General features: G+C 37.7%; 25 protein-coding genes. 3 read left to right on the plus strand and 22 right to left on the minus strand.

What is annotated here, in order from left to right; all coding sequences use genetic code 11:
* Positions 1-192 precede the first annotated feature (192 nt).
* The 11 genes from ACFX4E_RS14110 to ACFX4E_RS14160 all read right to left on the minus strand — a co-directional run bounded on the left by ACFX4E_RS14110 (position 193) and on the right by ACFX4E_RS14160 (position 8,958).
* Complete coding sequence (locus tag ACFX4E_RS14110; RefSeq protein ID WP_377238519.1) at positions 193-1,656, minus strand: sensor histidine kinase; 1,464 nt, start codon at positions 1,654-1,656, stop codon at positions 193-195.
* Positions 1,644-2,321, minus strand: coding sequence for a response regulator transcription factor (locus tag ACFX4E_RS14115; protein WP_221785412.1), 678 nt, complete (start codon positions 2,319-2,321; stop codon positions 1,644-1,646). The genes ACFX4E_RS14110 and ACFX4E_RS14115 overlap by 13 nt, the downstream gene beginning before the upstream one ends.
* Positions 2,322-2,328: 7 nt before the next feature.
* Positions 2,329-3,102, minus strand: a complete 774-nt coding sequence (locus ACFX4E_RS14120) for an ABC transporter permease (RefSeq protein ID WP_377238520.1) — start codon at positions 3,100-3,102, stop codon at positions 2,329-2,331.
* Between the two features lie 13 nt (positions 3,103-3,115).
* Positions 3,116-3,943: an ABC transporter permease gene (locus ACFX4E_RS14125; protein WP_377238521.1), complete on the minus strand. Its 828-nt coding sequence runs from the start codon at positions 3,941-3,943 to the stop codon at positions 3,116-3,118.
* Positions 3,940-4,665 carry an ABC transporter ATP-binding protein gene (locus tag ACFX4E_RS14130; protein ID WP_377238523.1) on the minus strand — a complete coding sequence of 242 codons (726 nt, stop codon included), beginning with the start codon at positions 4,663-4,665 and terminating at the stop codon, positions 3,940-3,942. Before ACFX4E_RS14130 ends, ACFX4E_RS14125 begins: the two co-directional genes overlap by 4 nt.
* Before the next feature lie 63 nt (positions 4,666-4,728).
* Positions 4,729-4,992 carry a YesK family protein gene (locus tag ACFX4E_RS14135; protein ID WP_377238524.1) on the minus strand — a complete coding sequence of 88 codons (264 nt, stop codon included), beginning with the start codon at positions 4,990-4,992 and terminating at the stop codon, positions 4,729-4,731.
* 54 nt (positions 4,993-5,046) lie between these two features.
* A complete protein-coding gene (locus tag ACFX4E_RS14140) occupies positions 5,047-5,358 on the minus strand; it encodes a hypothetical protein (protein WP_377238526.1) in 312 nt (103 codons plus the stop codon).
* 119 nt (positions 5,359-5,477) lie between these two features.
* Entirely contained in the window at positions 5,478-5,891 is a 414-nt protein-coding gene (locus ACFX4E_RS14145) for a GNAT family N-acetyltransferase (RefSeq protein WP_136789807.1), read from the minus strand.
* A gap of 377 nt (positions 5,892-6,268) precedes the next feature.
* Positions 6,269-6,688 (minus strand): GNAT family N-acetyltransferase, encoded by a 420-nt coding sequence (locus tag ACFX4E_RS14150; RefSeq protein ID WP_377238528.1) that lies wholly within the window; start codon positions 6,686-6,688, stop codon positions 6,269-6,271.
* A 391-nt stretch (positions 6,689-7,079) separates the two neighbouring features.
* A complete protein-coding gene (locus ACFX4E_RS14155) occupies positions 7,080-8,546 on the minus strand; it encodes a SulP family inorganic anion transporter (RefSeq protein WP_377238530.1) in 1,467 nt (488 codons plus the stop codon).
* Between the two features lie 208 nt (positions 8,547-8,754).
* Positions 8,755-8,958: a helix-turn-helix domain-containing protein gene (locus ACFX4E_RS14160; protein WP_136789803.1), complete on the minus strand. Its 204-nt coding sequence runs from the start codon at positions 8,956-8,958 to the stop codon at positions 8,755-8,757.
* Positions 8,959-9,189: 231 nt separating this feature from the next.
* On the opposite strand from ACFX4E_RS14160, the gene ACFX4E_RS14165 reads away from it, so the two are divergent.
* Entirely contained in the window at positions 9,190-9,732 is a 543-nt protein-coding gene (locus ACFX4E_RS14165; protein WP_377238532.1) for a recombinase family protein, read from the plus strand.
* A 70-nt stretch (positions 9,733-9,802) separates the two neighbouring features.
* On the opposite strand, the gene ACFX4E_RS14170 is transcribed toward ACFX4E_RS14165, so the two are convergent.
* The 3 genes from ACFX4E_RS14170 to ACFX4E_RS14180 all read right to left on the minus strand — a co-directional run bounded on the left by ACFX4E_RS14170 (position 9,803) and on the right by ACFX4E_RS14180 (position 11,798).
* Positions 9,803-10,414 (minus strand): DUF421 domain-containing protein, encoded by a 612-nt coding sequence (locus ACFX4E_RS14170; RefSeq protein WP_377238534.1) that lies wholly within the window; start codon positions 10,412-10,414, stop codon positions 9,803-9,805.
* A 166-nt stretch (positions 10,415-10,580) separates the two neighbouring features.
* Complete coding sequence (locus ACFX4E_RS14175) at positions 10,581-10,964, minus strand: DUF302 domain-containing protein (protein ID WP_377238535.1); 384 nt, start codon at positions 10,962-10,964, stop codon at positions 10,581-10,583.
* Between the two features lie 120 nt (positions 10,965-11,084).
* Positions 11,085-11,798, minus strand: coding sequence for a DUF4396 domain-containing protein (locus ACFX4E_RS14180; protein ID WP_377238536.1), 714 nt, complete (start codon positions 11,796-11,798; stop codon positions 11,085-11,087).
* Between the two features lie 178 nt (positions 11,799-11,976).
* Here ACFX4E_RS14180 and ACFX4E_RS14185 point away from each other — a divergent pair, with 178 nt between their 5' ends.
* Positions 11,977-12,306 (plus strand): four-helix bundle copper-binding protein, encoded by a 330-nt coding sequence (locus ACFX4E_RS14185; RefSeq protein WP_028409479.1) that lies wholly within the window; start codon positions 11,977-11,979, stop codon positions 12,304-12,306.
* Between the two features lie 83 nt (positions 12,307-12,389).
* On the opposite strand, the gene ACFX4E_RS14190 is transcribed toward ACFX4E_RS14185, so the two are convergent.
* The gene (locus ACFX4E_RS14190; protein ID WP_377238537.1) at positions 12,390-13,232 is read right to left on the minus strand and encodes a LysR family transcriptional regulator; all 843 of its coding nucleotides are present in this window, start codon (positions 13,230-13,232) and stop codon (positions 12,390-12,392) included.
* Positions 13,233-13,349: 117 nt separating this feature from the next.
* On the opposite strand from ACFX4E_RS14190, the gene ACFX4E_RS14195 reads away from it, so the two are divergent.
* Positions 13,350-14,093 carry an SDR family NAD(P)-dependent oxidoreductase gene (locus ACFX4E_RS14195; protein WP_377238539.1) on the plus strand — a complete coding sequence of 248 codons (744 nt, stop codon included), beginning with the start codon at positions 13,350-13,352 and terminating at the stop codon, positions 14,091-14,093.
* Positions 14,094-14,161: 68 nt separating this feature from the next.
* On the opposite strand, the gene ACFX4E_RS14200 is transcribed toward ACFX4E_RS14195, so the two are convergent.
* The 7 genes from ACFX4E_RS14200 to iolG form a co-directional block, all read right to left on the minus strand.
* Entirely contained in the window at positions 14,162-14,893 is a 732-nt protein-coding gene (locus ACFX4E_RS14200; RefSeq protein ID WP_377238541.1) for a nucleotidyltransferase domain-containing protein, read from the minus strand.
* 62 nt (positions 14,894-14,955) lie between these two features.
* Complete coding sequence (locus ACFX4E_RS14205; protein WP_098334267.1) at positions 14,956-15,897, minus strand: sugar phosphate isomerase/epimerase family protein; 942 nt, start codon at positions 15,895-15,897, stop codon at positions 14,956-14,958.
* 244 nt (positions 15,898-16,141) lie between these two features.
* Positions 16,142-17,044, minus strand: a complete 903-nt coding sequence (locus tag ACFX4E_RS14210) for an AraC family transcriptional regulator (RefSeq protein WP_098580015.1) — start codon at positions 17,042-17,044, stop codon at positions 16,142-16,144.
* A gap of 119 nt (positions 17,045-17,163) precedes the next feature.
* Positions 17,164-17,469 (minus strand): hypothetical protein, encoded by a 306-nt coding sequence (locus tag ACFX4E_RS14215; RefSeq protein WP_377238542.1) that lies wholly within the window; start codon positions 17,467-17,469, stop codon positions 17,164-17,166.
* Positions 17,470-17,591: 122 nt separating this feature from the next.
* On the minus strand, positions 17,592-18,641 hold the full coding sequence (locus tag ACFX4E_RS14220) for a LacI family DNA-binding transcriptional regulator (RefSeq protein ID WP_048019454.1): 1,050 nt from the start codon (positions 18,639-18,641) through the stop codon (positions 17,592-17,594).
* A gap of 252 nt (positions 18,642-18,893) precedes the next feature.
* Positions 18,894-19,775, minus strand: coding sequence for a sugar phosphate isomerase/epimerase family protein (locus ACFX4E_RS14225; protein ID WP_043981194.1), 882 nt, complete (start codon positions 19,773-19,775; stop codon positions 18,894-18,896).
* Between the two features lie 89 nt (positions 19,776-19,864).
* A complete protein-coding gene (gene iolG, locus ACFX4E_RS14230) occupies positions 19,865-20,902 on the minus strand; it encodes a bifunctional inositol 2-dehydrogenase/D-chiro-inositol 1-dehydrogenase (protein ID WP_377238543.1) in 1,038 nt (345 codons plus the stop codon).
* Between the last annotated feature and the right edge of the window lie 53 nt (positions 20,903-20,955).

Raw genomic sequence — 20,955 nt, forward strand, 5'->3', positions numbered from 1 at the left:
TCTTTTTTATAAATTATAAAGCATATTATCAACTATTCATTTCTATTATTGGACTATTTTTCAACGTTTCAACAAGTGCATACCGGGTATAAATTTTACTGTACAGATGCAGTCCCCCAAAGGAACATGTACATTTCTTTCTTACTTACCCTTTTTTGAACTCTCTTTTTTGAGGGTTCTTTTTTTACGCGTTTACTTCTTTCCCATCGGAAGAACAATCTTAAACAACGCTCCTCCCGTATCCTTATTATCGGCCGTGATGCTTCCTCCGTGGTTTTTCACAATAGAATGAGCAATATAAAGACCTAGCCCTAAGTTTCCGTAGCCGCTTGTTCTCGACGCATCTTCTCGGTAAAACTTTTTAAACAGCTGTTCTTTGTTCGATAGTGTAAATCCAGGACCCGTATCATATATTTCAAAGATTATTTCGTTATGATGAATGACGGTGTTCCAAACTATCTCCCCTCGTTCAGGCGTGTAGCGAATACAGTTTGTGATGATATTATCTAATACTTGAGAAACGCGCTGAGGATCTCCGTAAAATTGATTGGATGCATCCTCTATACTAATTGAAGATACAAATGCAATCTCTTTTTTTTGACATAAAAGCTTAAACTCGTCCGCTTTCTCATGAACAAACGTATAGATATCAATAGGTTCCCGTTTTACAGTAAAGCCCGGATTTTCTATGACAGATACTTCTTGCAGCTGATTTAATAGTTGAATCGAACGCTGTGTATTTGCGTAGATCGTATGTAAATATCGATTAAGCCTCTCCGGGTCCTTTTGGCTTCCTTCTACTAAAATTTCGGTGTGACCGTGAATAATTGTAAGAGGCGTTCGTAAATCATGTGCAATCGCAGCCGTCATATCTTTGCGGTCTTCTTCTAGCTGCCACTGTTTAGCTAGCGATTGCTTTAATTCTTTTCGCATTTCTTCAAAGGCATGCAGCAGCTGGCTTAATTCTTTTGCGTCTTGAGTGACGGACAGCGAAAAATCTAAATTATTATGCTGAATATTTTTAGCTGCGGTCATCAGCTCATTAAAAGGCCGTTCAATTTTTTTGCTAAATCGTCTTCCAAACAAATAAGCAAACAAATAAAAGTAAAGAAACGGGCTGGCTAGCGATACAAATGTGACAAGCGCAACAATCCATTTAATATTTGGATTAGTAGAAGCCATATTTAATTGATATCTTAGAGCAATGGCCCCGTTTACTTCGTCTTTTGAATTAAAAAGCGGATAGACTTTTATAATATATTTACCTGAATGAATATTTGTATTGACCTGAGAATAAAGATCCCGTTTATTTTTTATGTATGAAGTGGACATGGATCCATACACGATTTTTCCTTCTTTATTTATAATTTGATAATCCATTCCTTCTAGCGGAATAACTGCTTCTACTTGGCTTTGAACATCTTTCGAAAGAAGCTCATCATCTTTTTTATTCACAAACTGCAAAATATCAGGAATTTGTCTTTCATAATAATTTGCTGGATTCAGTGCTCCGGGCATAAAAAACCAGTTCACTGAGATGACAATTCCCCACGTTAAAAGTGTCGCAAGCAGGCTATACAGCAAAATCAAATGAAAAGATAAAACAAACTGCGCTTTTAACGTTGCCCGGTTCATCCATTTTTTTATTTTACCCATTTGTAGCCAATTCCCCAAACCGTTGAAATGTAAGGCGTTTCGTCATATTTTAATAGTTTTGCTCTAATTTTTTTCACGTGTTCGGTAATCGTAGACGAATCGCCTTCCGCGTCGTAGCCCCAAACTTTTTCATACAGCTGCTCACGTGTAAAAACCTGACCTGGATGAAGAGCGAGGAAATGAATAATCTCAAATTCTCTTGAAGTAAACGGAATCACTTCATTGTTATGTAAAATTTGATAGCCGTTTAAATCAATGGTTAACTCTCCAAAATGAAGCCTGTTATAGGAGTTACTATTAATTCTTTGCTCCCGGCGCAGATGGGCGTAAATCCGGGCTTTTAGTTCTTTCATGCTAAAAGGCTTAACTAAATAATCATCTCCACCGACTAATAGTCCTTTTACTCTGTCCTGCTCCGTTTGCTTGGCGCTTAAAAAGATGATGGGACATGATATGCTTTTTCGGATCATTTCACAAAGAGCAAAGCCGTCCATACCTGGCATCATCACATCCAGCACAATTAAGTCTGGATTTATTTTTAGCTTTTTTAACGCTTCTTGCCCTTCGTAAGCGAACAACACCTCATATCCTTCATCACTCAGCGCATCTTTCATAAATGAAATAATGTCTTTTTCATCATCTACTAACAAAATTGTTTGCTTCATCTCCGGCTCACCCTACCCATTCTTTCTTTTTCCATACGAATAGGTTTATTATAAGGCTAATAAGCAAAATTGGAAATAATAGGTTTACTAAAAATTCAGAGTTTGGCTTGCTTAATTCATGAAAAACAGAATCCGTTACGGAGAAAAAGAAGCTTAATTTATCTGACACATACACGCTTCCAATCAAAGCACCAATAGTTGCGACGTAAGATAAAATGGAATTAGGCATAAGAACACTCATAATACTCCCGATGCTAATAACCGCTATAAAGATACAAAAACAAATTCCGTAAAATTTTAGCGAATACATCAACGCCCCTAGAGTCCCTAACGTATGTCCGCCTAAAAACGTCGTTTCATTCACATGAGGCATAGCTATTTTTCCAAGGCACGTCCCCCATACCCAAGTAATACACAAAATAAGAAAAACTAGCAAACATTGAACGGTCCACTTTACAAAAAACAGCTTCAAACGATGATGCGGTCGAATTAATACCATACGTAGCGCTCCGGACGTGTACTCGCCGTTAAAACTATCTGCCACAAACATAGGAATAACAATAAACGTAATCACAAACGATAGGTCTCGAAGAAGCAACGGTGCTGCATTTAAAGAATCAATTTTCACGTCATGGTCTGCATCAAAAAACGAAATGCCTCCCCTTTGAAAGAAAATGAACCAAATAAAAGCAAGTAATCCTATGTACACACCTAGTACCACCGCTGTCTTTTTCCGTTTAAACGTTCGTTCTAATTCACTGATAAAAAGTCCTGTCATCATGTCTTCTCTCCTTTTATAGAAATGATTCTTTTTTTCGAATAGCTACATACGTTAAACCACTAAAGAATAGAACATAAAACCCTAAAACGCCGAAATTCCACCCTACAAACTGCGGTTTTTCTGCCATCATGACCGTAATTCCCTGCCATTGAATCATCGGTACGGAAGTAAAAAACAGCTGTCCAAAGAGCTCTTCACTCATCCACTGCCTAAATCCTCTTAATAAAGTAGGATACGAAAATGAGATTAGTATAAAAGCAACGCCAATTCCAACAGCCGTAGTAGTCGTTTTGCTGATAACAGAAATAAAAAACAGCACACAGCATATCGCAATCGTCGTTAAATAGGCATATCCATAGAATGAAAGATTATATACTAGCGCTTCTTTTATGCTAAAAGGATGACTATGATAGAACACAAAGTAGCTTTGCGGGTGTTCAAACATCAGAAAGCCTATTACATAGCTCATACAAAAATACGTAATAAAAAACAGTAAATTAAACAGCAAAATCACTGCGGCTTTTGCTAGGATGATTTCTTTAAACGAATATGATCGTATCATGACCATTCGCAGCTGTCCTGACCGGTATTCGCCGGTAACAACGAGCGTAATAAAAACTAAGAACATGGCATTAAAAACGGTAAATAACATTTCAGCTAAGCTCAGTACAGGAAAGTTTCCTGCAAACGTATACTGTGGTAAATCGACTGTGAGTGCTCCGTTTTCTTTTTGGAGATAGGATGAAGCAGCTAATAGCACTACCGGCACTAACAAAAAGGTCAGCCACGCCAATTTTCGTTTCCAAAGTCTTTCCCACTCCGCTACTAAGAGATCCTTCATTGCGACACCAGCTCTACAAAGGCATCTTCAAGATTTTTACCGGATGCTAACTGGTCTAAAGCGCCGTCCCATATTAGCTCTCCTTCTCGCATCACGACAATTTGATCACATACTCGCTGTAATTCATCCAGCAAATGACTAGAAATCAAAATCGTTTTGTTATAGTGGCGTTTTAAGGTGAAAAGAAGCTCGCGCAGTTCACGTACGCCCATTGGATCTAAGCCGTTGGCTGGCTCATCCAGTATTAATAAGTCCGGGTCGCCTAAAAGCGCTTGAGCAATTCCGAGCCTTTGCTTCATCCCAAGAGAATACGTTCGAACTTTATCATTTTCTCTGCCGGTTAGCCCCACAATATCAAGTACTTCTTTTACTTTTTGCTGCCTTTCTTTCTTTGTTGAAAATGAATGCAGTCGAGCTAAATTTGTCAGGTTTTCCTTTCCTGTCATATAAGGAAAAAAGATGGGTGACTCCACAATTGCGCCAACGCTTTGCAGCGCTTCTTTTCTTTGTGAAAAAATATGTTTGTTATTAATAAAAACTTCTCCCCCGGTTGGTTTAATCAACCCCGTCAACAAACGAATTAAGGTCGTTTTACCAGCACCGTTTGGCCCTAGCAGTCCACATATTTCCCCTTCGTTAATTTGAAACGATACTTCTTTTACTAAGTGACGACGTCTTACTTTTTTCGAAACGCTTTTTACATCTAAAATGATATTTTTCATATTAAATCCCCCCTACACGTAGTATAGGAGGGATTTATAAAGAATTTATAAAGTTTATAAAAATTATTGTACAGGCTTTTTAGCTACAATATAGGATACAAGCGCGAATAAAAGCAAAAACACAGATAAAAACAAATAGCCCGCACCTTCAAAGCCTCTTATTTCTACATAGCCAATGTAAAAAAGAACGGCGGCAGCCATAACGGTTAGCATGGAAGGAAGCATTCTAATGACTTTGTTCCACTTTATCTTTCTGAACAGCCAAGTTACAAGGATTACAAGTACACCTGGCAGCAGCGCAATCAATAAAGGACCGCCTATCATCATAATCTATCAACCTCTCTAAAACCTTATCATTCATCTATAATAAAAATAATAAGCTTACGGCTCAGAAATGCCATTCGCAATTGCTAATAAAAAAATCAAAACAGAAAGCAAAACAAAAAAGATGCTGTTTGCGATAATGCTAAACCACACAACGCTCGGTTTTTTGGTTCGAACTCCTAAAACTAATGCCACAATAAAGCCAATATCTATCGCAAAAAACAGCCACAGTAGAATGGTCAAGTCACCGGTTTCACTTGGGAAAATTGAATTTTGGGGAAGCAGCCGATTTGCAAAAAATACAACAAACGCAGCCGCCAGTAAAATAACGGTCAATACAATCGGTTTATTTTCTTTTGACATACTCATTCCAAATACCTCCTAACTAAAGAAAATAATACCATATTACAGTTAAACTTTAGTGAGTTTTAGCAACTAATTTAGCACACAAAAACGCTTGGAGAATATCCAAGCGTTTTTTCGTCTATTTATTTATCTGACATACCCGACTGCATTTCGTAATTTCTTACGAGCATACTGTTTGATTTTAGCATTCCAAATTTTTCATAATAAGGAACTAAGTCATCGTCACAACACAAATCAACCATATAAATATCATCAAGCTCTTTTAACATTAGCTTTACCAACTCTTTGCCTATGCCTTTACTTTTATACTCTGGTAAAACTTCAAGGAACGGAATATAGGCAGATAGAACTCCATCGCTGATTGCTGTTATAAACCCAACCGCTTGATTAGTATTTTCATCTAACGCAATGACCACTTTACTGCTGTTTTTCAACAGTTTTAAGTGAGTTTGTGGATTTGGAGGGTTGGGCCAATCCACAAAAAAACCTTTCAACATATCAGATGAAATTTCATTAAGACAATTTTTATATATCATTATATATCAACTCCTAATTTATTTTTTTGTAATTAGGCAGATGATATATCAATAGTAAAGTAACAAAACAATGACCTCCAAACATTTCTATTCGGTTACTGTAAGATATTCGACTAAAAAACAAAAAACCCCTTTCACTGTACACTGCTTTGTAATAATCACGATCAACTATTTACCTGAGATAAATGATATTCTTCAAATCAAATACCCTATCCGCAATACTTAAACACTGTGCAGCAGTATGCGGTTTGGTTTTAGAATTAATATGATATTTCTATTGTTTCTCTATAAAAACTGAACTACTTGGATTTTTTCTATACCCTCTTTATTCATCTGGCACATACTCTAAAATGCCACCTGGTTGTCTTAAACATAACTCATTCCAAATATTCTTCCGCTAGGGTTCGATTTAAATAACGAGCCATTCCAGTTTTCATTTTCTGAAACCCTGCTTTTTTATAAAAATCTTCATTTCCTGATGTGGAAACAAGATGAACGCAGGAAATATCCTTAAGCTGAGCAAGCAGGTTTTCTATAATTTGCTGTCCGATTCCTATGTTCTGATAATGCTCATCAACCACAACATCATAAATGGCAGCATTAAACACACCGTCTGAAAGAGCTCTGCCAAATCCTGCTATGTTATCTTCATCATAAGCAATCGTTACTACGTTGCTTGATTGAAATACTTTTTTAATTTTTTCTTCATTATGGTTCGTCCATCCTACCGAGTGATAAATTTCTTTCATTCTCGACCACTCAACATTTTCTATGGAATTTGAAAAAGAAACCTTCATAGAATCTACTCCTTTTGTTTTTTTATAAACTATTTCGGTCTTTGAAAATAAAAACCCTTGGTACATCAATCATTCATTCATTGTTTCAATAATCATGATTTCTCAGATTAAAAAACCATCTATTCAATAATATGGTAAAATCATTTATATAAAATCGTTTAAGGAGTCTATATATGAAACTGGATTCGAAAAGAAGAAGCATTCAATCAAAATATAGAGAAAAAATAAACGTAAAAAAAGCGGAAAGACAACATTCTGCCGAAGCCCTATTTGTTTTAGCCTTCTTTATACTGCTTGGCTTTTTAGTCTTCCAAAATTATATAGACTGGTAAAGAAAACTAAAGAAAAGGTTCAAATCATATATGATTTGAACCTAGAAATTATCACTCTATTAATGAGCTGACGCCCTCACGTTTGCCTTATTGTAAGTCGCTAACCTTTGAAGCAGCTCTTCACTTACATCATTTAAACCTGTCAGCTTCACTTCAGCAGACGTTTGTTCTTTTAGCTTCAGTACGATTTTATCGATAGCCGCTACGGCTGAGTCATCCCAAATATGCGCTTCTGAAAAATCAATTAAAATTTGATCTTGTTTTTCTGTAAACGAAAATGAGTTAACAAAGTCTTCTACAGAGGCAAAGAACAGCTGACCTTTTACTTTGTAAACCGTTCGGTGCTCCGATTCTTTTGCTGACACGTCTAGCTTTGAAATTTTAGCCGCAAAGAAAACTGCGCTTAAAATAACACCGGCAATAACTCCTTTTGATAAATCATGGGTTGCTACAACCGTAATCACGGTCACAAGCATTACGACGGTATCTGTTAAAGGAACTTTCGTGAGCGTCCGAAGTGAAGACCAGTCAAATGTTCCAATGGAGACCATAATCATGACCCCGGCTAGTGCAGCCATTGGAATTTTAACAACCCAGTCGCCGAGCACCAAGATGAGAAACATTAGAAACAGACCTGCTACAAACGTTGATAAACGGCCGCGTCCGCCTGATTTTACATTAATAACGGTTTGACCGATCATCGCACAGCCAGCCATACCGCCAAAGAAACCAACCACGATATTCGCAATTCCTTGCCCTCTGCTTTCTTGATTCTTGTTACTAGACGTATCTGTCATATCATCCACAATCGATGCCGTTAGCAGCGATTCTGTTAATCCAACAATAGACAGCCCTAGCGCTGTTGGAAAGATAATGGACAGTGTTTCCATATTCCAAGGAACGTTAGGAATAGAAAAGATCGGCAGTGACTTTGTAATCTCTCCCAAGTCTCCTACTGTACGCAAATTGAATCCTCCGAAAATAGCTGCCATTGTCATAACGACAATGGCTACTAATGGAGAAGGAACCGCTTTTGTAAAGCGAGGTAACATGTAAATAATGACAAGAGTCAACGCAACAAACACATACGTCATTGTTGAAATTCCTACGAAGTGCGGAACTTGTGCCATAAAAATTAAAATAGCCAGCGCATTCACAAACCCAACCATCACGGACCGAGGAATAAATTTCATAAAGCGAGCAATTTTAAAAATGCCAAACAGGAGTTGAATCACACCCGTTAAAATAGTCGTTGCCCATAAATACTCCATTCCATGTTCTTTTACTAGTGTCACCATCAGCAGGGCCATCGCGCCGGTAGCTGCTGAAATCATAGCAGGACGCCCTCCTACAAAGGCCATCACAACTGCGATACAAAAAGATGCGTGTAAACCTACCATCGGATCTACTCCTGCAATAATGGAAAAAGCAATGGCTTCTGGAATGAGCGCAAGCGCTACGACAATACCTGAAAGGATATCTCCTTTTACGTTGCCAAACCACTCCATTTTTAATTTATTGAACATGATAACCAAAAACACCTTTCTCTCTGTAGTCATAAGCGTCTACGGTACGCTTGTCTAGATTTTGAATAATAAAAGTAGTAAAACAGAAAACAATTGGAACCTAAATAGTACGTTTACGGTACTTTTAATGGATAAAAAACCGAGTAAAAACAGGCAAACATGTCCCATCTTCCTCAAGTATTATATTCACGTATATGAAACGCTCTTATTAAAATGAAGAAGTCAGCTCCTTTATTTTTTCCTCATTTAATCCAAACGCTTCTTTCACTTTATTCTCTAAGTCCTCTGTAATTCTTCTCTTCCCAACTTCCACTAGCGCAATGAGGGAAAAGCTGCAGTTTACCATTTTAGCAAAATTTCGCTGATTTAAATTGTAGCTTTTTCGAATCAGTTTAATGGTCTCTTTATCCATATTACACCTCGCTTTTCTTTTATAAGTGGCTTCCAACTCTCATAGAAGCCGAGACGTTGTTAACAACTAAAACTCTAGCAGACCTAAATCAAAATGTCTATCATTTTTTGTTCCAAAAACGATCTTTTTTGGAACTGAACTCCTTTCTATACTGAAAAGAAATGTTATGAGTGGAAGGAATTTGGTACAATAGGTAAATATAAATAAACAATCCGTGCAGGAGATGGTGTAGTGATTATTGGTTATACCCGTCCATATAGCGAAGATGAACATGTGGACAAACAGTTACAGGCATTGCAGCCTTTTAATTGCGATAAAATTTATCAAGAAAAAACAAATTCCATAAAGAAAAGAGTAGAATTTGATGAGATGGTAGCCTCGCTTCAGCCGGGCGATACAGTCGTTGTGTATAAATTTTACTGCATTGCAGACTCTACTCGGCACCTCATTGAATTAATTGAATATCTTTTTGACAATGGCGTTCACTTTGCATCCATTTTGGATGACGTTGATACGTCCACGCCACAAGGAAAAACCTTTTTCAGTACTATTAAACGTATTGGAGAATTTCAGCATGACGTCATCAGCGAGCGCACAAAAGCCGGTCTTCAAGAAGCAAAATCAAAAGGAAAAAGCGGCGGCCGTCCAAAAAAGCCTGACTATAACGTCCATCGAGCGCTTGACATGTACTGGAGTAAAAACTATACGATTGCTCAAATAACGGAAGCTACAGGTATAAGCAAGACGACTTTATACCGTTACTTAGATAACTGAAGCAGTAAAAACACATGCAAAAAAGACGGCCTTTTATCCGGGAAAAGAGCCGTCTTTTTTAGTGACTGTATCACTGAAGGTATTTAGGGTTTGGTTTAGCATCGTGATTAATTTCTTCAAATATATCTGAAGAAGGATTAGACGACACTTTGTTATGTAAATTTTGGGCAGGGACGCTGGTTTGAGAAAAGGATGGCATATATAATTCCATTAACTCTTTAAAATCACCTACAGTCAAAGACTTTGCATCTTCTTGAAGTTCGTACCCTAGCTGTCCATTTGGTTCAATTGTTGCGGTTTTAACATCTTTTATAGTTGATATGCCTGCATTTCGTAATCTCATTTCTAATTGATCGGCGGTTAAGCGTAATTTTTTAAGCTGCTTAGTATCTAATTGACCATTATTTATAACGATTTTAGACTTACCTGTCAGAAATTTTTCAAACCCATTAAATTTTAATTGTAAATACTCTAAAACTAAAATAGCTAGAACAAAGATAGCTGCCCCGCCAATCGCTTTTAACATACTTTTTTCAACAATGGGCTGCACGATGATGGTACCTAGAGAAAGCATAACGACCGTTTGAGCGAGCGTCATTTGAGCAATCGATTTTCTCCCCGCTATTCTTAGTAATAATATTCCCGATAAAATTAAGATTGCAGATTGCCAGATAAAATTCATAATATCATCCTTTTTACTACAGTTTGCTTTTAGAGTAGGCAACTGAAAGCAAATTATTCATGTATTAAAAATTTCGTTTCCACTTCTCATATCTTAATAAGATTAAAAAACAAAAAGATACCGTTGAGGTATCTTTTTGTTTTGATATTTTTTCTCTGAGTGACATTTACACCGATTGATCAATACAGCGGATTAACCTTGTTTCAATATCTTCTGCCAGTCGTTGAAGCTCTTCATTATGAAGCATATTAATCATAGCCGTAGGTCTAGGCATGCCAATCTTTGTTTCACTTTCATCTTGATATATAACCATTTTACAAGGCAGAAAGTATCCTACTAAAAGATTTTGCGAAAGAACACGCTGAGCTTCTTTCGGATTGCACACTTCTAATACTGTAAACGGTGTATGAAAGTCCTGCCCTTTTTCCTGTAGCTTTGCAGTTAAATCAAAATTCCACAACACACCGAACCCTTCGCTTTTTAAGTTTTCTTCTAGAGAACTAATCGCTTCTTCTAAGCTTTTCGATGTTTTTACCGTGTAATCAAACATCCAATCTCCTCCTGTTAAATTAAAATGATTTCCTTTTTTAGACGAAACTCGGAGTCGATACTATTCTGCTCCATCCTGTAGCTTTAAACCTGATATCAACGGCAGCAGCCCCAAGTAAAATTACATCGCATGTTTTACACCTTTTTTAACAAGTACCCAGTTCGCTGGATAGCTTGTACAAAAGCCAATAATCATGGCGATTTGCATCATAAACCAAAAGACCGCGCTGTCTGGTTTGGGTGCCTGTGCAAAAAAGACATAATGTGATAAAGCCATCCAGCCAAACATCCCGATTTCAAACGCAATAAGCGACCATGTATCGGCTTTTACCGCATTTTTCAACTCATCTTTTGAGCTATTATCTTTCATACTCATACCGTAGTATTGAAAAGCAATTCCCGCTATATAGGCGAGAATAAATTCCGCTACGTAATCCGCAAAAAGTACGCTTCCGGCAATCGTCCACCCTGTTAAAAATACAATCGGTGCACCAATTAAATCTCCGACCGAGCACCCGCTGCTGCAGTGCGTAGTCGATACAAAAACACTTTGCCAAAAAGGCTTTTCACTATGATGATGCTCATGATGACCTTCATGGTTATCATGCATATGCTCAGAGGAATGATGAGCGTGATTCTGTTTTTTTCGATCTTTACGCCCTAATTTAAAGTAAAACCATATCCCGGCGACAGGAAAATAGAGCCCTGTGATAGGCCACACAATATTCATCACAAACATCATCTGCCGATGCCTGATCACGTCAATTGCAATAACTAAAAATTGAATAAGTCCAATTGCAATAGCTATATACGAAAGTATTTCTAGCCAGCTCATGTGCTACACTCCTTTAAGATTTATCTACCAACCACATACCCTCCACCCCTATATTCAAACGTAAAAAAATTACCTGCTTATTACTTAATAAGTTTTACAGCATTGTTTTATTATGTTTACTAAACCAAACGATAGTCTAATGTAATAAAGAGAAGAAAAAATAAGGAGGAATTTTACAATGTCTAACGAAAATTATCAAACTGTTATTCAAACGCTGCATGACTGTATGAGTGCCTGCAACCATTGTTTTGATGCTTGTCTAAAAGAAGAAAATGTGGGTATGATGGTGGACTGTATCCGTTTTGATCGAGAATGTGCAGATATTTGCGGATATTTGGAACAAGCTCTAGAAAGAGGAACGCCTTTCGTTGCTGAACTGGCTGGAGTTTGCGCCGAAATTTGCGAAAAATGCGGAAATGAGTGTAAGAAACACGATCATGACCACTGTCAAAAATGTGCGGAAGCTTGCTTGAAATGCGCGGATGAGTGTAGAAAATTAGCTGCATAATCTTTAGAACATAAAAAAGCTAGAACCCTTGAAGCGCATTTCAGGCATTAAGGGTTCTTTTTAGTGATATGGGAAGAGAAGATCTATAGACTCCCTAAAAAATGAATAAACTTTTTAAGACTTTGAGAGCGCTGCTTCCCTTTCTTTACTACAAAATCAATATGAACGTCTTCTGAAAGCTCTTGATATTCAATGTTTTTCATATCACCACGAGAATTTACTACGCTAGCAGGGACTACACTCATGCCTATTCCATCACGGACGCCTTGTAAAATAGCTTCTAATGAATCAAATTCCATAATATTGGCTTTATGTATATGATGTTTCTTTGAAAACTCTAATAGTCTGTTTCTATAGATGCAGTTTCCATCACTGTTGATGAGTAGCGTTGGTTGGTCTTTTTCTTCTCTAGCTTCATATCGAGGTGAGATAAGCACCATTTTTTCTGCATAGTGATAAACCGTTTCAAACTGAGCCTCATTATAGGTACCACTAAGAAACAGTCCGTCGATTTCTCCGTACGAAAGCATTTCTTGTAAGACTTGTTTTCTATCTGTTTTTATTTTAACTTCAATACTTTGGTGTTCTTTCAGAAAAGATGAGAATAAAGAAGGAATTTTAATAGCGGAAATCGTCTGCGAGGCACCAATAATCAAGGATCTTTTAAACTTATTCGGATTAACTTCTGCTTTAGCTTCCTCCATTAAACGTAAAATACGCTGTGCGTAGTCAAACAAAGCTTCCCCTTCGTTTGTTAACGTAACTCCTCGATTCGTACGTATCAATAATTTGGTGTCTAATTCTTCCTCTAGATTTTTAATCCGCTGGCTGATATGCGGCTGCACATATCCTAATACCTCCGCAGCTTTTGATAGTGACTTTGCTTCTGCCACACATTTAAAAATTCGTAAGTCTTGGCTTTCCAATTTTAATTCCTCCGCTGATATCATTTTAAATGATACCTCTCTTAGTATTACCTATTATATCCTTTTTTTCATCGAAGATATAATAAAAGATGTTAAGAGAAAGGAAGGTTTATAGAAATGATCGATTTTAAAAATAAAGTATTTATTATTACGGGCGGCGGCACTGGTGTAGGCAAAGCTACGGCTTTAAAGCTAGCTGACATGGGCGCAAAACTTGTGGTAAACTACAGCAGCTCAGAAAAAGAAGCAAAAAAAGTTGTGGAGGAGATTACTGAAAAAGGAGGCATCGCGTTTGCTTTTAAAGCGAACGTAGCCAACGAGCACGAAGTGAATGAAATGATTCATCAAACCATTACACAATTCGGACGATTATATGGTTTAGTGAATAACGCTAGTATTACAGCTCAAATCCCGATGAATGACTTAGAGTCTGTAACGGATGACGTATGGGACTCTTTATATGATGTAAACGTAAAAGGCATGTTTCACTGTGTAAAAGCAGCCGTTCCACATATGAAAAAACAAAAGTCAGGGGCGATTGTTAATGTAGGAAGCGTTGCCGGTACAACTGGAATCGGCTCTTCTATTCCCTATGCAGCAACAAAAGCAGCAATTCATACGATGACTAAGTCGTTAGCCATTGCCTTAGCACCACATATTCGAGTAAACTGTATCTCTCCTGGTGCAGTCGACACAAAATGGTGGTCTGGCAACGAAGATAAAATGTATCAGCTGGCAGGAAACCTACCTCTTCAGCGTATTTCTTCTCCTGAAGATATCGCAGATGCTATTTTGTTTCAGTTAAAGCAAGAGTCCATAACGGGCCAAGTGTTTACGATTGATAACGGGCAAACTCTTTAAGCATACGTGAATATTCCTAAAAACAAACCCCACTACTAGCAAGAAATAGTAGCGGGGTTCTAACAAGGCTACTGATTCAACCTCTCTTTTCCCAGTGAAAATCCTTCAAACAGCCGGCCCCCATGTGGTTCTAACACTTTATCCACCAGTTGAATTACTTTATCTTTATCCCCTGTTTTATAAAAGGTATCAAATGCCTCTACAAACTCTTTACTAAAGCGTTCATTATAGAGATTCAAAGACCGGACAATCCATTTAGAATCTCCGATCCAATGACCATTCGTTCTTAAAACAAATTCATGCGTTATGTAAGCGAGCGTGTTAGCAATAAAAAGTGATTCCCCTTTATTTGAAGAACCAATTAAATCATCTAAGGCATCACTTATAAAATATCTTTTTAATCTAATCGTCTCTTCCGGCCATTTTTCGGGGCCTTTTTCAAGTAAGTGTTTTGCTTCTTTTTTTATAGACTGAACAATTCCATTATCCACTAAAATAATTCCCTCGGAAATCATTCTCGGCAGTGACGGTCTAGCCCTCTTACAGTCGCTTTTAAAAAAGGCTTGGTATGAAGCCAGATTATGAGCAAAAACTTCAATTGCCCATCCAAATTCAATGAGGGACTCCCTAAAAGAAGAAATAAAATTATCGTCAAAAATAACAAGATCAAGGTCGGACGTATGTGTAGCTTCTCCTCTCACCACGCTCCCGGCGAGTAATGCACCTTGACAGTTAGGGTAATGTTTAAGAATGAATTGTGTAGCTGCCTGCAGCGGTTCTAACCTTTTTAGCTCTTTCATCATATTCCTCCAGAAAACAATATATATGGTTTTTCTGGTTAGAACGTGGAAATTCCTTTAAATTAAAAGCTAAGCGTTTGTTTTAATGCCTGAATAGAAGTTCGAACCCCTGCTTCAACTGACATTGTTAAATCTTCCATTTCTAAAGAAACTTCTTCATCATAGCCCATCATCTTAACAACAGAGAAAAACTCTTTCCACCACTGTAAATCTTGACCACAGCCTACGGCCACGTAATTCCAGGATCTATTTGCTACATCCGTCACTTCTTTTGTTTCCATCACTCCGTTCACTCCTGATAGATGTCTCTCAAGGCGCACGTCTTTTCCATGAACATGGTGAATGGCTGCTCCTAATTCTCTAGCTGACAAAATAGGATCTGCGCCCATCCAGATTAAGTGGCTTGGATCTAAATTTAATCCTACGATAGGTCCTACCGCATTACGAAGTTTAAATAACGTTTCAGGGTTATAGACTAGTTGAGAGCTGAAGTTTTCAAGAGCGATTTTTTCAATATCGCAGGCTTCAGCTTTCTTAACGAGCTCTTTCCAGTAGGGGATGGCTACTTCATTCCACTGGTAATCTAAAATCTCTTTTAACACTGGAGGCCAGCTTACTGTATACGTAATCCAGTTTGGAATCTTGTCTTCAGGACTTCCGGCTGGTAATCCGCTCATCATGATCACTTTCTTTACACCTAATAACTTTGCCAGTTCAAACGTTTTATCCGTTACTTCCCGATGTTCTCTTCCCAGTTCACCTGGATCTAAAGGATTTCCAGAACAGTTTAACGCACAAAGCTTGATGTTACGCTTTTCTAATGCATGTAAAAATTCACTTCTCTTATCATCACTTTCTACTAATTCATTTAGTTTTAAATGGGGTGCCGGAGACCAACCCCCTGTGGTCATTTCGATTGTATTGATTCCCATCTCTGTGATTACATCTAACATTTCTTCAAAAGGTAAATGTCCCAAACTGTCTGTTACATAAGATAATTTCATTGTCTTCTCCTCCTAAAAATTTCGTCTGCAGCTTTTAATCTCAATAAGCTAAAAACACTGATTGTAAACGTTTTTATTTAATTTCAATAAAGTATAGCTATTATTATATAATTCCGAATCTTAATCGTCTTTGCTTTAAGAAGACTACTTTTTATCTTTTCAGGACATTTTTGAACCTTATTAGTTTTATTCCATAAAAATAACTCTCCTCTGCTTGGGACACATGTAAGCAAAGAAGAGTTGGCTAATCTTTATATGCAGTTGTTTTTAATTTTGTATATAGATTACGAAAACGTCCTGGTGAACTGCGCATTGAAGCTGTAAAAACCCGCGTAAAGTAGTGAACATCTGGAAATCCTGTTTCTTGAGCAATATCTCTAATCGATAAATCAGTTGTTTTGAGCAGTATCACAGCTCTTTTAATTCTTTCATTTTGTACATATTCCGAGTAGCTGACACCTAATTCAGTTTTAAAGAGACGAGACAGATGCCGGCTAGATAGGTGTAAATGAGTCGCTGTATCCGTAAGTTTAATAGAATTGGCTAGATTATCTTTAATGTATAATTTTGCTAGATTAAGGGTTAAAGAAGATGTCTTTTGAACAGCTTTCTGATAATGGTAATTTAAAGGCAAAACAAAAGTATTTATGAGCGAAAGAATAAGAGAATGAGCTAAATTTGTCAGTATTTCTTCAAAAAAGACATCTTCTCCTTTTGCGGCATGGTTCAAAAGAAACTTCCAAATGAACGGAGCCGTTCCATCTTCTTTTACATCTATTACTACTTTAGAACATCGTTTAGCTTCTTCTATTAGCTTGATGCACTTTTCAGTTGATTCTGATTCAACCAGTTCAAAGCCTACATACAAGAGAAAAAGCCCCCTATCGCTTTTTATGTGGTGTAATACGCCGGGCTTTGAAAGAAATAGTGTATTTTCTTTTACCGGATAGGGATGCCCGTCGTCTATATAAATTCCTTTCCCTTCAAGCACGTAACACACCTCAAAGAAAGAATGTTTATGAGAGACATTATCATAGTGCTTGGGCATAACTCCCCAATAATGAACGTGAAAAGACGCTCCGTTTCCTTGTGTACGATGAACACGTTCATTTAAAGAAATTTTCCCCGCGATAAGATTAGCTGTCATATGCTTCACCCCCTTCTTATCTGAAGGAATCTGTAATTTATAAGAAATTTCAGAATTTAAATTCCGTTAAAATGTGAACATGATTGATGACGATGATTAGCCGTTTTATGTCTGATAGCTTAACTAGTTACAGAAGATGGTTTTATTTCTTTAATTGTTTTGACGATAAACACCGGAACAGGCAGCAAGCTGAGTTTTCCTAATGAAGTAATGATGCGAATATACTTCATTTCACCTTCCACATCAATTTCATCTCCCATACTCCAGCATTCCATTGATTTTTGGCTAAGAACAGGAAGAATTTTCAGTGCATCGCCATCAAAGGAGATGTTATCTTTCACCTCTAAAAAAGAAAGATGATCCATTCTTTTATAGTGATGCTTTGGATATGTTCTTTTTTTGAATACTGTTCCCTTAATCCTCACTAAAGTCACCTTCTCTTTTTTATCAGAGTATTCCTTCCGCTTTGCTGTAAACAAGAGAAGACAAAGGTGATGGTCTCTCTTGTTTACTTCTCAGCAAAAAACATCATAGCATGTAAACAGCACTAGTTAATTTTCTTAGCTGAGCCTTCAAGCTGGATAAAATTTTTCACTGTAGCTTTACTTCCGCAAGACTCGCGTACGATTAGTTCATCTTTTAATACAAACTTTTTTTGTTCTAAGGCTTTTCCGCTCATTAATCCAAGCAGTAATTCCATCGCTTTTTTTCCAATTTCATATTTAGGCTGCTCAATTGTTGTAATATGCGGTTCAATGATATCCGACATTTTTGAGTTATCAAATCCGACTACAGCTATATCTTCAGGCACTTTTAACCCGCTGTCTTTTGCGGCTTTTATCGCTCCGATCGCCATTTCATCGTTAAAAACAAATACGGAAGTTGGCCGTTGTTCTAACGATAATAAGCGAATCATTTGATGATAACCGGACTCTAGGCTAAAATCTCCTTCTTGAATAAAAGCGGAATCCACGGGTAAATCGTGGCTAATCATCGCTTGGCGGTATCCTTTTAATCGATCACGGCTTAAGATAACATTCATAGGACCAGTGATATGCGCAATTTTGGTATGCCCAAGGCTTATTAAATGCTCCGTTATTTTTCGCGCCCCGCTAATATTATCAATAGATACGGTAGAAATATCTAAGCCATCAATGTACTCACACGCAAGAACCGTAGGGAACTGTCTGGAGACTTGTTCAATTCTGTCTTTATCCATGCGGGCTGTTAGAAGGATCATGCCGTCCGCTTGCTTTTGGAATAATAAATCAACAAACTCTCCTTCTCGCTCAATGTCATTTTCTGTATCTCCTAAAATTACTCGGTAACCGCTGTTAATCGCCGTATGCTGAATTCCTTTAAGAACTTCAGAAAAAAACGGATGGGTAATATCAGGAACAACTACTAAAATGGTTTTTGTTTCTTTTTTTCTAAACTGTCTTGCGATGATATGGGGCTGATAATTTAATTCTTCAATGGCTTTTAAAACTTTTTCCTGCGTTTCTTTGCTTACTAGGTGGGGCTGACTAAGAACTCGCGAGACAGTAGCTGGAGCTACATTAGCTAGTTTGGCCACATCACTCATTTTAACTGACATACGTTCACTCACCTTTATCTGTAGTAATTAACATTTTATAATAAAAAGTTCTATCCGTTTTGCATCTATCTTTATTATACATTACTAGCATAATAAAGCCTCTCTTTATCATCATGATGGAGTCCGGATAGAACAATTAAGGCTATTTTAAACTAGCTATGCCCACAAGTTCTGATCTTCTTTCAAGCATAAACCATGAAAAGTGATGCAAAACATATCTCGTTATGCTTCGCATCACTTCAGTCAATCACGTTAAATGTTTAGGCCTTCTTTAATATTTAATCCTTCTCTAATTGACTTTAACGTTACTTCGTTTGACCATTCCGGTCGATCAGGGTAAGCAAATACAGAGTTTGTTACGATGCCGTCAAATTTAATTTCTCTTAATTTGCGATACAGTGCGTCAAAATCAATTTCTCCTTCACCAGGATTTAAATGCTGGTGAATCGTTACTTTCGCATCAGGTGGATTTACAATATAGCGCAGTCCAAACGCTGCTTTATGGTTAAGAGTATCGGCAATCAGAACGTGTGCAAGCAAATCACCTGCTTCATCAATATGCTTTGCTACATCGCCAATGCCATCGTCATAAAAGAAAGCATGAGGGACAGAATAAACTAATTTAATCCAGTCTTTGTCCAGCGCACGAATCATTGCAATTGCTTCTGTGTTTAACTCAATAAAATCATTTGGATGCGATTGAAGGTTAAGCTTAATTCCTTCTTTTTCAAAAATCGGCATCAGCTCTTCCATCGATTTAACAAAAGCCGCTTCGCTTTCAACAGGGCGGCTCTTGTCGCCGCTGAACTCACTGTTCATTAAATCTACTTCCAGCTCAGAAGTAATTTCGATTGTACGCTTCCAGTTCCTTACTGCCGCTTCACGTTCCTGCTCATTTGGTGAAGACCACTGCTGTACCGGAAGCACAGACGAAATCTTTACCCCCGCATCGGCACAGTATCTTTTTAAGTCTTTTATACGCTGTCTATCAACTTTTGGATATTCATAAAACCAAATAAAATCTTTGCGCGGAGATAACTCTACGTATTCATAGCCTAATCTTGCAACTGTATCAATCGTATCTTTTAAACTTGTATTGTCACGGTAATGTGACGGATCATATGCTAAACGCAATGTAAGGCTCCCCTTTCTTTTATGCACACCAGACGTGTCCATCCCCTAAGTTTTAATTAAGCTGTTTTGTAAGCAAACCGTTTTTACAATTACAGTTTGCCTGCTGCAGTTAACGTTTTATGGTAGAAATCAGGACGTTCACCTAACGAAATAGGAACAATGTTTCCTGATTTTTTTGCTTCTAAGCAAGCATCTGAAGTAACGGCCGCAACGTAACCGTCCCAAGCAGTAGGTCCATTCACTTCGCCTTTAAGCGTTGAGTTAATCCAGTCTTGCAGCTCTGTATCATAAGAGTCAATGAATCGATCTTTCCAATCTACTAAAATTTCAGTAGATTTTTTTGCTTCACTGCGCAACACGACACTTGAAGGCTCAGGTAAATTAGCGATTCCTGTTTCTCCTACTACTTGACATTGAATATCATAGCCGTACTGGCAGTTTACAAAAACCTCAGCATCAATTCGAACGCCTTGCTTTGTTTCAAGCAGCACCATAATTGGATCTTGCAGATGTTTAAGTGCCTTGCTCGTTTTTCGCGGTGCCACGATTTGAACAGATACATAATCGTCATTTAATAACCAGCGCAAAACGTCAATTTCATGGATGAACGTATCAACAATTGACATATCGCCCGTGTATGTATCAGGTACCGTAGGATTTCTGTGTGCGCAGTGAACCATTAATGCTTCACCAATTTGCCCGCTTTCAATCACTTTCTTTAAAGCGCGATACCCTGTATCGTAGCGGCGCATGTAACCAACTTGCACCAACGGCTTGCCGTGTGTAATTTCAGCGTCAACGATTCTTTTGCAGCCTTCTGCCGTTGTAGCAAGCGGCTTTTCGCAAAATACAGGTTTTCCGGCTTGAATGGCCGCCAGCACAAACTCTTCGTGCGTCGGTCCCCAAGAAGTAACAACAACTGCATCTACATCTTCTGATTTAATTAACTCATGTCCATCATCGTAAATAACGGCATCCAAGCTTTGATTTTTTACCACAGCTTTTGCTTGTTCTTGGTTTACATCCGTAACCGCAACGATTTTTCCGCCTGATAACGTATTTGTAATTCTTCTAATATGATCTTGTCCGATTGCTCCTGTTCCAATAACACCAATTTTCAACACCATAATCTATGGCCTCCTTTAATATGTGAGCTTTAAAAATAGAAATAAATGCTTGG

Origin of the sequence: Priestia sp. YIM B13491 (assembly GCF_042787605.1) — a bacterium.
Classification (GTDB): domain Bacteria; phylum Bacillota; class Bacilli; order Bacillales; family Bacillaceae_H; genus Priestia; species Priestia megaterium_E.

Bases quoted from the DNA above. Each gene is read 5' to 3' on its own strand.
- ACFX4E_RS14175 (WP_377238535.1), bottom strand. From the start codon at position 10,964: ATGTTTGATTACACGGTAAAAACATCGAAAAGCTTAGAAGAAGCGATT.
- ACFX4E_RS14125 (WP_377238521.1), bottom strand. From the start codon at position 3,943: ATGAAGGATCTCTTAGTAGCGGAGTGGGAAAGACTTTGGAAACGAAAA.
- ACFX4E_RS14200 (WP_377238541.1), bottom strand. From the start codon at position 14,893: ATGAAAGAGCTAAAAAGGTTAGAACCGCTGCAGGCAGCTACACAATTC.
- ACFX4E_RS14160 (WP_136789803.1), bottom strand. From the start codon at position 8,958: ATGGATAAAGAGACCATTAAACTGATTCGAAAAAGCTACAATTTAAAT.
- ACFX4E_RS14135 (WP_377238524.1), bottom strand. From the start codon at position 4,992: ATGATGATAGGCGGTCCTTTATTGATTGCGCTGCTGCCAGGTGTACTT.
- ACFX4E_RS14120 (WP_377238520.1), bottom strand. From the start codon at position 3,102: ATGATGACAGGACTTTTTATCAGTGAATTAGAACGAACGTTTAAACGG.
- ACFX4E_RS14115 (WP_221785412.1), bottom strand. From the start codon at position 2,321: ATGAAGCAAACAATTTTGTTAGTAGATGATGAAAAAGACATTATTTCA.
- ACFX4E_RS14210 (WP_098580015.1), bottom strand. From the start codon at position 17,044: ATGACAGCTAATCTTATCGCGGGGAAAATTTCTTTAAATGAACGTGTT.
- ACFX4E_RS14220 (WP_048019454.1), bottom strand. From the start codon at position 18,641: ATGTCAGTTAAAATGAGTGATGTGGCCAAACTAGCTAATGTAGCTCCA.
- ACFX4E_RS14185 (WP_028409479.1), top strand. From the start codon at position 11,977: ATGTCTAACGAAAATTATCAAACTGTTATTCAAACGCTGCATGACTGT.
- ACFX4E_RS14140 (WP_377238526.1), bottom strand. From the start codon at position 5,358: ATGAGTATGTCAAAAGAAAATAAACCGATTGTATTGACCGTTATTTTA.
- iolG (WP_377238543.1), bottom strand. From the start codon at position 20,902: ATGGTGTTGAAAATTGGTGTTATTGGAACAGGAGCAATCGGACAAGAT.
- ACFX4E_RS14205 (WP_098334267.1), bottom strand. From the start codon at position 15,897: ATGAAATTATCTTATGTAACAGACAGTTTGGGACATTTACCTTTTGAA.
- ACFX4E_RS14145 (WP_136789807.1), bottom strand. From the start codon at position 5,891: ATGATATATAAAAATTGTCTTAATGAAATTTCATCTGATATGTTGAAA.
- ACFX4E_RS14195 (WP_377238539.1), top strand. From the start codon at position 13,350: ATGATCGATTTTAAAAATAAAGTATTTATTATTACGGGCGGCGGCACT.
- ACFX4E_RS14130 (WP_377238523.1), bottom strand. From the start codon at position 4,665: ATGAAAAATATCATTTTAGATGTAAAAAGCGTTTCGAAAAAAGTAAGA.
- ACFX4E_RS14170 (WP_377238534.1), bottom strand. From the start codon at position 10,414: ATGAATTTTATCTGGCAATCTGCAATCTTAATTTTATCGGGAATATTA.
- ACFX4E_RS14180 (WP_377238536.1), bottom strand. From the start codon at position 11,798: ATGAGCTGGCTAGAAATACTTTCGTATATAGCTATTGCAATTGGACTT.
- ACFX4E_RS14155 (WP_377238530.1), bottom strand. From the start codon at position 8,546: ATGTTCAATAAATTAAAAATGGAGTGGTTTGGCAACGTAAAAGGAGAT.
- ACFX4E_RS14150 (WP_377238528.1), bottom strand. From the start codon at position 6,688: ATGAAGGTTTCTTTTTCAAATTCCATAGAAAATGTTGAGTGGTCGAGA.
- ACFX4E_RS14110 (WP_377238519.1), bottom strand. From the start codon at position 1,656: ATGGGTAAAATAAAAAAATGGATGAACCGGGCAACGTTAAAAGCGCAG.